15 protein-coding genes are annotated in these 15,744 nt (G+C 60.6%); 12 read left to right on the top strand and 3 right to left on the bottom strand.

The window, feature by feature from the left end; all coding sequences use genetic code 11:
• Window positions 1–16: 16 nt before the first annotated feature.
• The 9 genes from ACVDG9_RS03755 (at window position 17) to ACVDG9_RS03715 (ending at window position 8,879) form a co-directional block, all read left to right on the top strand.
• The gene (locus ACVDG9_RS03755) at window positions 17–493 is read left to right on the top strand and encodes a TRAP transporter small permease (protein ID WP_055659371.1); all 477 of its coding nucleotides are present in this window, start codon (window positions 17–19) and stop codon (window positions 491–493) included.
• Window positions 490–1,788 (top strand): TRAP transporter large permease, encoded by a 1,299-nt coding sequence (locus ACVDG9_RS03750; protein ID WP_055657662.1) that lies wholly within the window; start codon window positions 490–492, stop codon window positions 1,786–1,788. The genes ACVDG9_RS03755 and ACVDG9_RS03750 overlap by 4 nt, the downstream gene beginning before the upstream one ends.
• Window positions 1,789–1,836: 48 nt before the next feature.
• Window positions 1,837–2,850, top strand: coding sequence for a TRAP transporter substrate-binding protein DctP (dctP, locus tag ACVDG9_RS03745; protein ID WP_447237325.1), 1,014 nt, complete (start codon window positions 1,837–1,839; stop codon window positions 2,848–2,850).
• Between the two features lie 60 nt (window positions 2,851–2,910).
• Window positions 2,911–4,011 (top strand): NAD(P)/FAD-dependent oxidoreductase, encoded by a 1,101-nt coding sequence (locus tag ACVDG9_RS03740; protein ID WP_023002133.1) that lies wholly within the window; start codon window positions 2,911–2,913, stop codon window positions 4,009–4,011.
• Window positions 3,986–4,291 carry a (2Fe-2S)-binding protein gene (locus tag ACVDG9_RS03735; protein WP_447237324.1) on the top strand — a complete coding sequence of 102 codons (306 nt, stop codon included), beginning with the start codon at window positions 3,986–3,988 and terminating at the stop codon, window positions 4,289–4,291. The genes ACVDG9_RS03740 and ACVDG9_RS03735 overlap by 26 nt, the downstream gene beginning before the upstream one ends.
• Window positions 4,284–5,687 (top strand): FAD/NAD(P)-dependent oxidoreductase, encoded by a 1,404-nt coding sequence (locus ACVDG9_RS03730; protein ID WP_447237323.1) that lies wholly within the window; start codon window positions 4,284–4,286, stop codon window positions 5,685–5,687. Before ACVDG9_RS03735 ends, ACVDG9_RS03730 begins: the two co-directional genes overlap by 8 nt.
• Window positions 5,684–6,025 carry a RidA family protein gene (locus tag ACVDG9_RS03725; RefSeq protein ID WP_447237322.1) on the top strand — a complete coding sequence of 114 codons (342 nt, stop codon included), beginning with the start codon at window positions 5,684–5,686 and terminating at the stop codon, window positions 6,023–6,025. Before ACVDG9_RS03730 ends, ACVDG9_RS03725 begins: the two co-directional genes overlap by 4 nt.
• Window positions 6,026–6,627: 602 nt before the next feature.
• Complete coding sequence (locus tag ACVDG9_RS03720) at window positions 6,628–7,398, top strand: Stf0 family sulfotransferase (RefSeq protein ID WP_447237321.1); 771 nt, start codon at window positions 6,628–6,630, stop codon at window positions 7,396–7,398.
• 140 nt (window positions 7,399–7,538) lie between these two features.
• Window positions 7,539–8,879 carry a mechanosensitive ion channel family protein gene (locus ACVDG9_RS03715; RefSeq protein WP_447237320.1) on the top strand — a complete coding sequence of 447 codons (1,341 nt, stop codon included), beginning with the start codon at window positions 7,539–7,541 and terminating at the stop codon, window positions 8,877–8,879.
• Between the two features lie 217 nt (window positions 8,880–9,096).
• Here ACVDG9_RS03715 and uraH read toward each other — a convergent pair whose 3' ends face one another.
• Window positions 9,097–9,450 carry a hydroxyisourate hydrolase gene (gene uraH / locus ACVDG9_RS03710; RefSeq protein ID WP_062490355.1) on the bottom strand — a complete coding sequence of 118 codons (354 nt, stop codon included), beginning with the start codon at window positions 9,448–9,450 and terminating at the stop codon, window positions 9,097–9,099.
• A 226-nt stretch (window positions 9,451–9,676) separates the two neighbouring features.
• On the opposite strand from uraH, the gene puuE reads away from it, so the two are divergent.
• From puuE to ACVDG9_RS03695, 3 genes are all read left to right on the top strand, one after another.
• A complete protein-coding gene (puuE, locus tag ACVDG9_RS03705; RefSeq protein ID WP_023002141.1) occupies window positions 9,677–11,071 on the top strand; it encodes an allantoinase PuuE in 1,395 nt (464 codons plus the stop codon).
• The gene (locus tag ACVDG9_RS03700; RefSeq protein ID WP_023002142.1) at window positions 11,068–11,565 is read left to right on the top strand and encodes an ureidoglycolate lyase; all 498 of its coding nucleotides are present in this window, start codon (window positions 11,068–11,070) and stop codon (window positions 11,563–11,565) included. The genes puuE and ACVDG9_RS03700 overlap by 4 nt, the downstream gene beginning before the upstream one ends.
• Before the next feature lie 72 nt (window positions 11,566–11,637).
• On the top strand, window positions 11,638–13,074 hold the full coding sequence (locus ACVDG9_RS03695) for a uracil-xanthine permease family protein (RefSeq protein ID WP_023002143.1): 1,437 nt from the start codon (window positions 11,638–11,640) through the stop codon (window positions 13,072–13,074).
• A gap of 418 nt (window positions 13,075–13,492) precedes the next feature.
• Here ACVDG9_RS03695 and ACVDG9_RS03690 read toward each other — a convergent pair whose 3' ends face one another.
• The gene (locus ACVDG9_RS03690) at window positions 13,493–14,476 is read right to left on the bottom strand and encodes a type I glyceraldehyde-3-phosphate dehydrogenase (RefSeq protein ID WP_447237319.1); all 984 of its coding nucleotides are present in this window, start codon (window positions 14,474–14,476) and stop codon (window positions 13,493–13,495) included.
• A 14-nt stretch (window positions 14,477–14,490) separates the two neighbouring features.
• Window positions 14,491–15,456, bottom strand: coding sequence for an iminosuccinate reductase BhcD (gene bhcD, locus ACVDG9_RS03685; protein WP_023002146.1), 966 nt, complete (start codon window positions 15,454–15,456; stop codon window positions 14,491–14,493).
• Between the last annotated feature and the right edge of the window lie 288 nt (window positions 15,457–15,744).

Below are 15,744 nucleotides of genomic sequence, written 5' to 3'. Positions count from 1 at the left end.
CAATACGGGGGTGGTTTTGGAACGGTTCACGCAGTGCCTTTTGACGGCTCTGATCCTGATCGTTGCGCTTGGCCAGTTTGTTCAGGTCGTCACGCGCTACGTGCTTCAGGTCCCGGTGATGGGGCTGGAAGAAACGATCATGTATCCGACGCTGTGGCTCTATATTTTCGGCGCGGTCAACGCCTCGCGGGAAAACAGCCACATCCGCGCCAACGTCCTTGAAATCTTTCTCAAGACAGAGCGCCAGCACACCATACTGGCCATCGTCGGCGAGTTGATCAGCCTCGTTGTCGGCATCTGGCTGCTGACCTGGGCGTGGGACTACACCCGCTATGCCTGGCGGGTCTGGCGCGAGAGCCCGACCCTTTACATCCCGACCTTCTATGCAGATGTCGCGCTGGTCGTCGGGCTGGTGCTGATGATGGCCTACACCGTCACCTATCTGCTGATGCATGTCCGCAGCCTGCGGACGGCGGAAGGAGGCGCACGATGATCGAGATCGCGCTTCTGGCCATTCTTGTTCTGGTTATCACGCTGACCCTGGGCGTCCCGCTGCCCTGGTGCTTCGGCGCCGCACTGATGGTCATGTATTTCATCGGCGACGTTACCATGAAAGGCATGGTACTCTGGGGCTTCCAGCAGCTCGGCAACCCGGCGCTGCTTGCCATTCCTCTGTTCGTTCTGGCCGGCACCATCATGTCGGAAAGCGGAATTGCGGCGGCCTTGCTGCGGTTCGTCAATGCCTTTGTCGGTCATGTCCGTGGCGGTCTGGGCGTCGTTGCGGCGGTCAGCTGCGCCATAATCGGTGCGATTTCCGGTTCGGGCCTCACCGGTATTTCCGCCATTGGGCCTCTGCTCATTCCCGAAATGGAAAAGCGCGGTTATCCGAGGGAATACGCCACCGCGCTGATCGCAAACTCGTCGATCCTCGGCCTATTGATCCCGCCGTCTCTCTCCATGATCCTGTTCGGCTGGGTAACGGACACGTCGATTGCAGCCTGTTTCCTGGCAACGCTCGGCCCGGGCCTCTTGATCATGTTCAACTTCTCGGCCGTGAACCTCTGGATGGCGCGCAAGTTCAACCTGGTTCTGGACGAAAAGCCGACTGCGCGGGAGTTCACCGCCGATATCACGAAACGCGGCATCTATGCCTTTCCGGCCCTCCTGATGCCGGTGATGATCCTTGGCGGCATCTACGGCGGCATCATGACACCGACCGAATCCGCCGCTCTTGCGGTCATCTACGCAATCCCGGTCGGCTTCCTGATCTACAAGGGCCTGCGTCTCGACAACTTCCTCTTTGCCGGCAAGGAAGCGGCGACGGCAGTTGGCGCGATCATGCTGATGATCCTGTTTTCCATGATCCTGGGACAGATGTTCGTCTATGAGGGCGTGCCGCAGAAACTGGTCAGCGTCATCTTCGGCATCACCGAGAACAAGATCGTTCTGCTGATCCTGATCAACATCCTGCTGTTCCTGATCGGCATGGTCGTCAACGATGCCACCGCCATCATCCTGGTGGCGCCGCTTCTGCTGCCGCTGATGCAGGCGCTCGATATCAGCCCGGTCCAGTTCGCCGCGATCATGGGTGTCAACACCGCCATGGGCGGGGTCACCCCGCCCTATGCGTCGATCCTCTATCTCGGCGCACGCATCGGCAAGGTGAAGGTCACCAAGGTCATTCCGCCGGCGATGTTCCTTGTGCTGACAGGATATGTGCCGGTGGTCTTCCTGACCTCTTTCTGGCCGGATCTTTCACTCTACCTGCCGCGTCTCTTTGGCTACTGAGCCGGCTCATAAACACAGAATCGAACCGACTTTCTTGGGAGGACAAACATGAAAACCACGGGGAACACCAACATGAAGAAATTTCTGACCGCGACTGCCGTCGCAACACTGATCGGACTTTCCGGAGCTGCCCAGGCGGCCGATTTCAAGATGAGCCACGTCCGCCCACAGGGCGCGACCATCGACGTTGAACTGAAGGCCTATGCCGAAGCCGTGAAGGAAGCCACCGGCGGCGACGTCAACATCGAGATCTACGCCGCTTCGGCCTTGGGCGACTACACCACCGTCCAGGAACGTGTTTCCGTCGGCGCCATCGAAATGGCAACCCAGCCGGCGGCAACCGGCACGGACAGGCGCATGCAGATCGCGTCCGTGCCGTTCCTTGCCTCCAACTGGGAAGACGCCCGCAAGATCTACGGTCCCGACGGTGTGCTGCACGAAACCATGGCCGAACTGTTCTCAAAGCAGGACATCACCATGCTCGCGGCCTACCCGGTCTATTTCGGCGGTATTTCGCTCAACCGCGACGCTGTCACACCGGGCACCACCGAGCCAAAGGGCATCAAGGTTCGTGTTCCAGGCATCAAGAGCTTCCAGCTCACCGGTGAGGCGCTCGGCTATATTCCGGCACCGATCCCCTTCTCCGAAGCCTTCACGGCCATTCAGGTCGGTGTGGTCGACGGTGTCATCGGCTCCGGCGCGGAAGGCTACTACGCGTCGTTCCGGGACGTGACCAAGTCCTACATTCCAGCGAACACTCATTTCGAGGTCTGGTTCATGATCATCTCCAACGAGGCTCTTTCCGGTCTCGATGAAGACGACCAGGCGGCCATGAAGAAGGCTGCTGAAGACTTCGAGGCTGCACGCTGGGTTGTTGCCGAGGAAGACCAGGGCAAATGGGAACAGCGTCTTGCCGACGAACTCGACGCGAATGTGGTTGAACTCACCGACGAACAGCTTGCAGGCATGGCTGCCAAGGTTCGCGAAACGGTCTGGCCGGAGCTTCTCAACGATGTCGGTCAGGAGTGGGGCCAGTCGATCCTCGACAAGGCCCTTAACTGACAGCCGTGAACCGCCGGGCGGCAACCGCCGCCCGGACATTGATCTTATTCGGGAAACATCATGGAATCGGACTACGCCATCATTGGTGGAGGCGTCGTGGGGCTTTCCGTTGCCTGGGGTCTGCTCCAGCGCGGCAGGTCGGTCACCGTTCTTGACGGTGACGACGGCAGTTTCCGCGCCAGCCGGGGCAACTTTGGCCTCGTCTGGGTGCAATCCAAGGGCATGAAACAGCCTGCCTATGCCCGCTGGTCGCAGCGCTCCGCCGCCGCGTGGGCAGATTTCGCAGCCAGCTTGCGCGAAGCCACCGGCTTTGACGCTGCGCTGGAGCAGAAGGGCGGCTACGATCTCCATTTCTCGGACGAGACACTAGCCGAGACAGTTGCCCAGTATGAAATTCTGAAGGCAAAGCTTGGCGGTGATTATCCTTATGAAATCCTGGGCCACAACGAACTGCGCCGGGAAGAGCCGGAAGTCGGCCCGAAAGTCGCCGGGGCCATTCTTCATCATCAGGACGGCCACGCCAATCCGTTGAAGTTGCTGCGAGGCCTTGCTGCCGGTGTACGCGGCAACGGTGGAACCGTGCTGAACGGGAAGACGGTCGACACAGTCACGCGTGACAGCTCTTTCAGGATCAACTGCAGCGATGGCACCGTGGTCGAAGCGAACAAGCTGGTGCTGGCTGCCGGTCTCGGTTCGGCTGCACTCGGCCCGAAACTCGGCTTCAAGGCGCCTATCCGGCCGCAGCGCGGCCAGGTTCTGATTACGGAAAAACTGCCCAGAATCCTCAACCGGCCGTCCCTGATTGCACGCCAGGTCGATGAAGGTGGCATACAAATCGGCGCGACCAACGAAGAAGTCGGCTTCAACGACAAGGTCACCGCCAAGGGGCTTGCCGGTCTCGCGGCCGAAGCGATCGCCGCCTATCCCATTCTGGCCAAGGCTCAACTGGTGCGCAGCTGGGGTGCCTTGCGCGTTCTCTCGCCTGACGGCCTACCGATTTATCAGGAAAGTCCGGAGATGCCGGGCGCGTTCCTCGTGACCTGTCATAGCGGCATCACGCTAGCCGCCGCCCATGCCTCTTTCCTGCCCGACTGGCTGGAAAAGACAAACACGGCGCCAGACCTGGAGGTGTTCAGTGAAGACCGCTTCGCCCTTTCGTGAGCTGGAACAAAGTGCCGGGCGGGTCCGCGTTCGCTTCGCCGGCAAGGACCTGATGCTGCGCGACGGCGGTAATCTGGCAGCCGAACTTCTGGCTGCCGGTGTCCGTTCCTTCCGGCAGACGCCCGTTTCAGGCGCAGAGCGTGGGCCGTTCTGCATGATGGGCGCCTGTTTCGATTGCCTTGTCGAAATCGACGGTGTCACCCGCCAGGCCTGTATGACTGAGGTGACCGCCGGCATGAATATTGGCATGCCGGGCACCGGAGGAGATGGTGATGCTTGAAGCTGATCTCCTTGTCCTCGGCGCCGGTCCGGCGGGAATGGCGGCTGCCAGAACGGCGGCGGATGCTGGGCTTTCCGTTCTGCTTCTGGACGAGCAGGCCCGGTCCGGCGGACAGATCTATCGCAGCGTCGGAAGCGTGCCGGAAGGCCGGGCGCAGATCCTTGGCAGCGATTACACCAAGGGAAAGGCTCTCACCGAGGAGCTGGATCATCCGATGATCCGGCATCTGAGCGGCGCAACCGCGTGGCAAATCGAAAAAGGGCCACGCGTCTCCTTCACACGAGACGGTGCTGCCTCCGCCGCAAAAGCCAGACGCCTGCTGATAGCCACCGGCGCGCTGGAACGGCCGATGCCAGTCCCGGGCTGGACCCTGCCGGGCGTGATGACCGCAGGTGCGGCGCAGATCCTGTTGAAGCAATCCGGCCTCATGTGCGAAAGGGCGGTTCTGGCCGGAAGCGGTCCCCTGCTTTATCTGGTCGCCGCCCAGATGTACCGGGCAGGCACACCGCCCCTGGCTCTGGTGGAAACACAGACATTCGCCGACAGGCGGGCAGCGCTTCGGCATTTGTCCGGAGCGCTGCGCAGCTGGCGACTACTTGCCAAGGGGTTGGGTCTGCTTGCCGAAATCCGCAAGGCGGGCGTTCCCCGCTACACCGGCGCATCGGCAATTGCCATTGACGGCAAGGCGCAGGCCGAAACGATAAGCTTCACATCGGAAGGCAAACGGCACAGGCTGGAGTGTGCAACGGTGCTGCTGCATCATGGTGTGGTTCCTAACACTCAGGCTGCACGCTCCATCGATGTGCCGCATCACTGGAACGCAGTTCAGCAATGCTTCGTGCCGGAAAAGGATGGCTGGGGCCGCACGCAGCTTCCGGACGTATTCATTGCCGGTGATAGCGCGGGTATTGGCGGTGCAACAGCTGCGCAACTTCAAGGCAGGCTGGCCGCTCTGGCAATCGCTTGCGATCTCGGTAAAACCACGCCGGCAGATCGTGACCGGAACGCCGCCCCACTGAATCGGCAACTGGAAACCGAACTTGCCGCCCGGCCATTCATAGACAGGGCCTATCCGCCTTTCCGCGAAGCCTTGCTGCCTGCCGACGACACCATCGTCTGCCGCTGTGAGGAAGTCACAGCAGGCGATATTCGCCGCTATGCCGGTCTGGGCTGCCTTGGACCCAACCAGACCAAAGCTTTCGGACGGCCCGGCATGGGCCCGTGCCAGGGCCGCTATTGTGGCCTGACGGTCACGAACCTTCTCGCGGACGAAAGTGGACGTTCACAGGACGGCACCGGCTATTACCGCATCCGGCCACCCCTGAAACCGGTCACACTCGGTGAACTGGCGGCCATGACAGATCTAGAAACCGACGAACAGGAACCCGTCACATGATAGAACGCATCGAAACCGGCCCCCGCATGAGCAAAATCGTCAAGCACAACGGCGTTGCCTATTTGTGCGGACAGGTGGGCGATGGCACGAGCGTCGTCGACCAGACCCGGGATTGCCTTTCGCGCATCGACACTTTGCTGGAAAAGGCAGGGTCCTCACGCAAGAATATTCTGCAAGCCATCGTCTGGCTGTCGGACATGAGCGACTTCGCCGACATGAACTCCGTCTGGGACGCCTGGGTGCCCGAAGGACATGCCCCTGCACGGGCCTGCGGCGAATCCAAACTTGCCCGGACGGAGTTGAAGGTCGAGATCATTATCACCGCCGCCTGCGACTGATGGCGGTGTGACAGTCGTCGCTTGGCGTAACTTGAGTGCTTGCCAGCAAGACCTCAGACGCAAACATACGCCGGTGTTAATCCCTTTGAAGTCCCTCCGGGCGAGCAACGCGAGACCCGGGGTCTGCTCATTTCCAGAATTCAGGCGTGGTTCTCAATGCGACCGCTTCAGCGAGCTGCCTCTGCGAGTAGGCCCCGGATCTGCGCTGCGCTTGTCCGGGGTGACGGCCTTGGGGGGCGGGGATTGAACGAAAACGGCACTGCCGGCTATGGCAAACGAAACGTCTGCGCGGTTGTCAAGGTATCCCAAAACCTGTCCGGCAACAGAGACGATCTTCCAGCCCCCCAGCCCCCTCATCCTGAGGAAGCGCGCAGCGCTGTCTCGAAGGATGGGCCGCTTGCTCCGGATTTGCCGCCAATAGTTCGAGGCATCGGCCAACCTCGGGATGAGCGATCCTCTCTGGCAAATTCACGGACAGAGTGTTGCCCGCCGGACACCTCTTGATCAAAATCCGTCGCAAGTTCAAGCCTGTGTCCAGTGCAATCCCCTCGCTTTGCTTCAGCTGTCTTGCACCTGTCGTCGATCCTTGAAATGAACACCCCATGATCGGCTACTCGTCCTACATCCTGTGCACCTCCCCCCGTAGCGGCAGCACGCTGCTCTGCAAGCTTCTGGCGGCGACGGGTGTTTCCGGGCACCCGGGCTCCTATTTTCACGTACCGTCCCAGGAGGATTGGCTTGAGGACCTGAATATCGATGTTGTGCCGGGGGAAAACGAGCAGGCAACGCTGCGCCGCATCTTTGCGGCAGCTATCGAAAAGGGCACGCGGGGCAAAGGTCTTTTTGGCCTGCGGCTGCAGCGGCACAGCTTCGATTTCTTCATGAAACAGCTGGCCATCCTGCATCCGGCTCATGAAAGCGATCTTGCACGTCTTGAAGCAGCCTTCGGCAAGACGCTGTTCATTCACCTGACCCGTGCTGACAAGGTCGACCAGGCGGTTTCCTTCGTTCGCGCCGAGCAATCCGGCCTCTGGCACAGGGCTCCGGACGGCACCGAGCTCGAGCGATTGTCGGAACCGCGCGAATTGCAATATGACGCCGCTGAAATCCGCGCCTGTCACGATCGCTTCACCCGGTTTGACCGCGACTGGCAAGCCTGGTTCGAAATCCAGGGCATTTCCCCACTTCGGGTTACCTATGACGCGCTTTCGGCAGATCCGCAGGCCACGCTGAGACTGGTTCTTCAACGGCTCGGCCTGGAAGCGTCAGCAGCGGAGGGTGTCGTGCCCGGCGTTGCCAAACTGGCAGATGCCACCAATGCCGACTGGGTGTCCCGTTTCCGCGCTGAGCTGGAGATCGACAGCGCCAGCTAAAGCCGCCTGTGTGAACCACCTGCACGGCCGCGCCGTATCCTTCTCGAAGAAGCACGCGTTTTGCAGCCGCCTTGGCCGCGGGCCAGGAATGCTGTTAAGCTGTTGATGCTTCGACGGGAAACAGACGGACGGGTGGTTTGATGAACCTCGAAAGTTTCGTTGCCGAACTTCAATCCTGGGCCACGCTGGCTCTCAGCTACCTGACTGCGCCCTGGTTTGCCTATCAGCTCGCCATCATCGTAGTTCTGTTCGGCCTGGCCAAGCTGCTGAGCCTTCGCGTCGAGCCGAGGCTTGAAGCCCGTGCACGTGAAATCAGGGGCCATCCGGGCTTGCTTCGTGTGGTGGTGGCCCTGCTCCGGCGGATCGAGTGGATCTTCTTCAGCCTGTTCCTGTTCATTGCGCTTACGGTGATGCGCAGCGTCACCTGGCCGAGCCGGAGCCATTTCATCGCGATCGCCCTGTCGCTGTCGCTCGCCTGGCTGTTTGTCTCGGTTCTGTCGAGGGTTATCCGCAACCGGCTGGTGGCAAGAACGCTCAGCTGGCTCGCCTGGATCTATGTTGCGCTGGTCATTCTGGGCTTTGACGACGAGGCCGGCACCTTCCTCGACAGTCTGGCATTGCCACTCGGCGAGATGCGGTTGTCCTTGCTGCTGATCCTGAAGGCGGTTCTCTTGCTGTTTGCAACCGTCTGGGTCGCGGTGGTCCTCGGGCGCTATTTCGATGAGCAGGTACAAAAGTCGGATGAGCTGACCCCGTCGATCCGCGTGTTGATCGGCAAGGTCGCCAAGTTCGGGCTGATCCTGGTGGCCGGAACGATTGCGCTTTCCTCGGTTGGCATCGATCTCTCCGCCTTCACCGTCTTTACCGGGGCGGTCGGCCTCGGTCTCGGGTTCGGCCTGCAGAAGGTCATTTCCAACTTCATTTCCGGCATCATCATCCTGCTCGACAAGTCGATCAAACCCGGCGACACCATCTCGCTGGAGGGCACGTTCGGCTGGATCCGCGAGTTGCGCGCCCGCTTCGTTTCAGTGGTAACGCGGGACGGACGCGAATATCTGATCCCGAACGAGGACTTCATCACCCACCGTGTGATCAACTGGTCCTTCAGCGACGAACTTGTCCGCCTTGACGTCAATTTCGGCGTCTCCTACGACGCCGACCCGCATGAAGTTTCGAAGCTTGCCATCGAAGCGGCGATGACGGTCGGCCGGGTGGAAGGCTCCCGCCGTCCGGTCTGCTGGCTTACGGGCTTCGGCGACAGTTCACTCGACTTCGTCCTGCGTTTCTGGATCCGCGATCCGCAACAGGGCCTCACCAACGTACGCGGCAAGGTGTTGCTGGCGCTTTGGGACACCTTCAAGGAAAACAACGTCGGCATCCCGTATCCGCACCGTGAAATCATCATGAAGAAGGAGACGGGCAATGGATTGCCTGCCGAGGCGTTCCAAGAAGTCCGCGGAAAGCAGAATGAAATCGATTAGCCGGTAGCGCTTCAACCTTGTCCGGACGGGTGATCACCGATCGAAGCTGTCGATACCCCAGCACAGCAAAAAACCTCATCCTGAGGAGGACCTTAGGTCCGTCTCGAAGGATGGGCCGCTTGTTTCGAGCAAGGGTCCCATCCTTCGAGACGCGAGCAGGCTCGCTCCTCAGGATGAGGCTGAAACTTTGGAAAGACACTCGAAACAGCGACTTTCCTCAACTCCCCCGATAGGTCGAATAGCTGAATGGCGAGACCAGAAGCGGCACGTGGTAGTGGGCTTCTTCCGACATGCCGAACCGCAGCGGCACCGTGTCGAGAAACTTCGGGTCCGGCAAAGCGATTCCTGCGGCGTCGAAATAGGCGCCGACATGGAACACCAGCTCGTAGGTTCCGGTCTTGAATTCGTCTTTCGGCAGGATCGGGCTGTTGGTGCGGCCGTCGTCGTTGGTTTCCAGGCTGCGGACGTAGGTCCTGTTGTCACCATCAATTGCATAAAGATCGATCTTGATGCCTTTTCCAGGGCAACCCTGGGCGGTGTCGAGCACGTGAGTCGTCAGGTAACCGGCCATCTTGGCCTCCTCCAAATGTCAGTTTGCGCGCATGATGCTGTGGGCCTCAATCGAAGGGCACCCGTGGTTCACAGGAAGCACTTTCTAAAAAGACGAGAAAGTCATGTCCATTATTCTGTTTTATAAGAAGACAACATGCCAGCCCTTGAATGAGGCATAGTCTTTGCTTGGTTCAAAACACGTTGGTATCACGAGGAGGTCCGTCTTGAATCGCTATTCCCGGAACATGCGTGGCTATGGTCAGAACCCGCCGGATCCAAAGTGGCCAGGCGGGGCCAGGGTCGCTGTCCAGTTCGTGTTGAATTACGAGGAAGGCGGCGAGAATTGCGTGCTGCATGGCGATGCGGCGTCCGAGGCGTTCCTGTCTGATATTCCGGGTGCGGCCCAGTGGCAGGGCAAGCGTCACTGGAACATGGAATCCATCTATGAATACGGCGCCCGCGCCGGTTTCTGGCGCCTGCACCGGCTGTTTACGCGGGCCGATATTCCGCTGACCATCTATGGTGTCGCTTCCGCTTTGGCCCGCAGCCCGGAACAGGTACAGGCAATGAAGGACGCTGGTTGGGAAATCGCCAGCCATGGCCTGAAGTGGGTCGAACACAAGGATATGCCCGAAGCAGAGGAACGTGCGGCCATTGCCGAGGCGATCCGCCTGCACACGGAAGTGGTCGGCAGTCGCCCGCTCGGCTGGTACACGGGCCGTTGCTCGGAAAACACCGTTCGCCTCGTCGCCGAGGAGGGCGGTTTTGCCTATATTTCAGACACCTATGATGATGATCTGCCCTATTGGCTGGATTCCGATGGCCGTGATCAGCTGATCATTCCCTATACGCTGGAAGCCAACGACATGCGCTTCGCGACGGCACCGGGATGGACGGATGGAGAGGATTTCTTCCTCTATCTGAAGAACGCCTTCGACATGCTTTATGAGGAAGGCACGACGGACACGCCGAAGATGATGTCCATCGGCCTGCATTGCCGCCTCGTCGGCCGTCCGGGCAAGATCATGGCGCTGAAGAAGTTCATCGATCATATCCAGGCTCATGAAGGCGTCTGGTGCCCGCGCCGCATCGAGATCGCTGACCATTGGGCCAAGACACACCCGCCGCAGAAGGGTCTTCGCCCCAGCCGCATGGAAAAAGCCGAGTTCGTCAAAACCTTCGGCGGCATCTTCGAGCACTCCCCCTGGATCGCCGAACGTGCCTTCGAGCTGGAACTCGGCCCGGCTCATGACTGTGCCGCCGGTGTTCACAACGCGCTGTGCCGCATGTTCCGCTCCGCAAGCGAGGAAGAGCGCCTCGGCGTTCTGACTGCCCACCCGGATCTGGCCGGAAAGCTGGCACAGGCAGGCCGCCTGACGGCGGAAAGCACCAACGAGCAGGCCAGCGCCGGTCTCGACATGCTGACCGACGAGGAACGCGAGACCTTTACCCGGCTGAACAATACCTACGTCGAAAAACACGGCTTCCCGTTCATTATCGCAGTGCGCGATCATGACAAGGCCTCGATCATGGCTGCCTTCCAGCGCCGGATCGACAACGACCGGGCGACCGAATTCAAGGAAGCCTGTCGCCAGGTGGAACGGATTGCCCAGTTCCGGCTCAAGGACCTGCTGCCGTGAGCCGTCTCATTGCCCCATCGATCCTGACCGCAGAGGCCTTCGCCCCCTATGGCGATGTTCTCGAGGTGGCGGGCGCACCCGACAAAATCATAAATCAGGGCATGTGCGGCCGTCATCATGACCGGGCGAAGCTCGACTTCGGCGAAGGCCGGGCAGGCATCAGCCTGTTCGATGCCAAGGCCCGGTCGTTTCCCTATGTCGTCGACATGGTCGAGCGACACCCGGAAGGCAGTCAGGCCTTCATACCGCTGGACGGTGTGCCGATGCTGGTTGTCGTCGCTGACGACGAGAATGGCCAGCCGGTCAACCTGAAGGCATTCATCAGCCAGCCCGGACAGGCGATCAACCTGTATCGCGGCACCTGGCACGGTGTTTTGGCCCCGCTCTGGCAAGCGGGCCGCTACGCGGTCGTGGACCGCATCGGGGAAGGAACCAACCTGGAGGAACACTGGTTTCCCGACCCTTGGACAGTGGAGGCCGACAACAAGGAATAAGCCTCCCTTTCAGAACGATCCCTGCCCGCTCAACGAGGCGGAGACGTTCACACGACCTTCAGAGGAGCAGAAATGTCTAATTCATCGATCGGATCTCCGGAGCAGCTCCGGGATCCCAATTACACGCCACCGCTTTACAAGGCGATCCCGCTCGGCATCCAGCATGTCCTGGCCATGTTCGTCTCCAACGTCACACCTGCCATCATCGTGGCCGGTGCAGCCGGGTTCGGCTTCGGGTCCAATTCTCCCGACTTTCCCGAACTGCTTTATCTCATCCAGATGTCGATGGTCTTTGCCGGCGTCGCGACCCTGTTGCAGACGATCACCCTCGGCCCGGTCGGTGCGGCATTGCCGATCGTTCAAGGCACATCCTTTGCCTTCCTGCCGATCATGATTCCGCTTGTTGCCGGCAAGGGGGTCGACGGTCTCGCGGCTCTGTTCGGGGGCGTGATCATCGGCGGTTTCTTCCATGCGTGCCTTGGCCTCGTCATCGGCAAGATCCGCTTCGCCCTGCCTCCCCTGGTGACAGGACTTGTGGTGACGATGATCGGTCTCGCGCTGGTTCAGGTGGGCATCCAGTATGCCGCCGGCGGCGTCCCCGCCATCGGCACGCCGGAATACGGCTCGCTGCTCAACTGGGCGGCCGCTCTGGTGGTGATCGTGGTGACACTCGGGCTGAAGTTCTTCGGCAGGGGCATGATGTCGGTCTCCGCGGTTCTGCTCGGTCTGATCGCCGGTTACATCTTCGCCCTTGCCACCGGCATGCTGACCTTTGAAGCCGTCTCCACGTCCTGGGACCGTGCGGCCGTCTTTGCCCTGCCGCAGCCGTTCAAATACGGCTTCGAATTCTCGTTCGCGGCCGTGCTCGGCTTCTGCCTGATGGCCTTCGTTTCCGCGGTGGAAACCGTGGGCGATGTATCCGGCATCACCAAGGGTGGCGCCGGCCGGGAAGCGACCGACAAGGAAATCGCCGGTGCGACGTTTGCCGACGGTCTCGGCACGGCTGTCGCCGGTTTCTTCGGCGGTTTCCCGAACACCTCTTTCAGCCAGAACGTCGGCCTCATCGCCATGACCGGCGTCATGAGCCGCCATGTGGTGACCATCGGCGCGATCTTCCTGATCGTCTGCGGTCTGATCCCGAAGGTCGGCGCGGTCATCCGCACCGTTCCGATCGAGGTTCTCGGCGGGGGTGTCATCGTGATGTTCGGCATGGTTGTTGCCGCCGGTATCTCGATGCTGTCGGATGTGAACTGGAACCGGCGCAACATGGTGATCTTCGCCATTTCGCTTTCCATCGGTCTCGGCCTGCAGCTGGAACCGGGCGCCCTGCAGCACATGCCGGACACCGCACGTATCCTTCTGACCAGCGGCCTGCTGCCGGCTGCCCTGATCGCCATCGTCCTCAACCTGGTGCTGCCGGAAGAACTCTCCGACGAATCCACCGAAGAGGTCTCCGGCGGTCTCTCGGGCCACGGACGCGGCTCCCTGCCGAAGGAAGAAACCGCGTAAGGACAAGCCATACCAGTATGAGAAAGGGCCGCGTGAGCGGCCCTTTTTTATGACTTCTTGCACGTCATCCCGGACGCAGCGCAGCGGAAATCCGGGGTCTGTCGATATGCAACGTAAAAGACCCCCGTCCTCTGTGGACCCGATCCCGGCTCGCACTTCGTTTGGCCGGGATGACGATGGAGGGGGTCTGCAGGGAAGAATTTCAGGCGTTTCAGCAGTTGGAAATTTCCCCCTCCGTCATTCCGGACAAGGGAGGCGCAGCCGGACGCAGATCCGGAACCCAGACATATTTCGCGCTGAAAACGCGTCTCTATTTTTGAGAGGTGTTCGCTTCGCTCACGCTGATGCGCTGGGTTCCGGATCTGCGTACAGCCAAGCTGTACTTGTGCGCAATGACAGGCGAGGAGAAATTGTGTCCCTACCGCCCCGCCATCAGCCGTGCCATGTCGATCATGCGGGCGGAAAAGCCCCATTCGTTGTCGTACCAGCCGAAAATACGCACCTGGTAGTCATTGGCCTCGAGCGTTTCAGGCAGATGGATAACCAGGGATTCAGGTCGCGCACGCATGTCCGTCGATACCACCCGGTCCCGTACGAAGCCGATCACAGGATTGCCGGAAAAGATCTCGAGCAGTCTGGTGTTGAAGGGGGCCTTCACGGGCTGTGCGAGCGTCACCGTCAGGTCGACCGCGGAAACGCTGATCGCTGGCACCCGGACCGCAGCGCCGCTGATCTTGCCCTCAAGCTGCGGCAGAACCTTGCCGACAAGCTTGGTGGCGCTGGTGGTGGTGGGCACCATGGAGACGCCGCCGGCACGACTGCGCTCCAGCGGCCCCCTCGGGGCGTCCACCATCGGCTGACTGCCGGTGTAGCAGTGGATGGTGGTCATGTGCCCGCTCTTGATGCCGATAGCATCATCAAGACCGCGTAGCAGCGGAGCGAGGGCATTGGTGGTGCAGGAACCGTTGGAGACGATGCGGTGGTCGCCTAGCTGGTCTTCGTTCGCGCCAAGCACCAGGGTGATATCGGCTGCCCTGGAGGGGCCTGAAATCAACACGTTGGCAGCGCCGGCTTTCAGGCCACGTTCCGCGATCTCGCGCGTGTCAGCCTTGCCGGTGCATTCCAGCACCACGTCCACCTGGGAAAGATCAAGGAAAGACAAATCGGGCTCGGCGGAGAAGACAATCTCGCGTCCGTCTACCGTCAAGGTGCCCTCGCCCGCTGTTACTTCGCCCGTCCACGGACCGAAGACGCTGTCATACTTGAAGAGATAGGCACAGGTCTCAAGCGGTGCGATATCGTTGATCCGCACCACCTCGATGCGTTCCGTTTCCGGAAGCTTCAGCACTTGACGCAAGAGGGTCCGGCCGATCCGGCCGAACCCGTTGATCACAATCCGCATTTTCCACGGTCCGTCTAGAAATCCACTTCGATCGCGACGCCCTTCTGGATTGCCAGATCGACCGCGGCGGATGCCACGGCAAGATCCTGAAGGCCGACGCCGGTACCGTCGAAGAGGGTGATATCGCTCTGCGACGTCCTGCCTGGATGATTACCATTAATGACCGCGCCGATCTCAATTATATTGTCCTCAGAGACAATTCCGCTGGCCACCGCATGCTGGCATTCACCGATCGTCGCTGACTGAGCGACTTCATCCGTGAAGAGCTTTGCCTTGGCAACAAGCGCAACATCGACTTCTTGTTTGCCCTTGGTATCGGTGCCCATGCACGCGATATGCGTGCCCGGCGAAACATGCTCTTCCATCAGGATCGGATCGAAGCTGGAAGTGATCGAGATGATCACGTCGGCTTCCGCACCCAGCCTGGCCAGATCGACAGATTCGTAGGGCAGACCGAGTTCGTTCGCCGTTTCCTCCAGACGCACCAGCATCTCCGGATGAAGGTTCCAGCCGAGAACCTTTTCGAAGTCGCGCTGTTCGGCAGCGGCCCGCATCTGGAATGCGGACTGGTGGCCGGCTCCGATCATGCCAAGCACCTTCGCGTCCTTGCGTGCCAGATGCTTGATGGAAACCGCAGATGCTGCCGCTGTTCTGAGGGCGGTCAGCAGGTTGCCGCCGACGACGGCCTTCGCCTTGCCGGTATCGGCATCGAACAGGAACACGGTCGACTGGTGGTTGGTCAGGCCCTTTGCCATGTTGCCCGGCCAGTATCCGCCGGATTTCAGGCCGAGCGCGAGCGAGGACCGGTCGAAGCCCGACTTGAACCCGTATAGCGCATCGGCATGGCCGATTGCCTCGCGAATAACCGGAAAATTATAGGCCGCCCCGCCCGCCATGGCAGCAAAGACGCTTTCGACAGCGTCAAAGGATTCCTGGCGGCCGATCAGGCCGGCGATTTCCTTTTCAGGAACGATGATCATGTGTGTCTCCAGCAAAACATCGTCTTCCCCCGACCTCATCCTGAGGAGGTGCGAAGCGCCGTCTCGAAGGATAGGCGGCTCGCTCGGAGTGTTTGGCCCATCCTTCGAGACGGGCTTGTCTGCCCTCCTCAGGATGAGGTGTTGGTGTTCGTTTGTGCACTTAATGCCAAACCCTCCATCGTCATCCCGGACGCAGCGTAGCGGAGATCCGGGATCGGTGAGCCGGGGCGTATCGGGTTAAACCCGAAGACCAGGTGGCTCTCCGGTCCCGGCTCGCGCTGCGCTTGG

It is taken from the genome of Roseibium sp. RP-7 (assembly GCF_053005225.1).
Note: the sequence above shows the minus strand (reverse complement) of the source record. Positions and strands in the feature narration are given on the sequence as shown.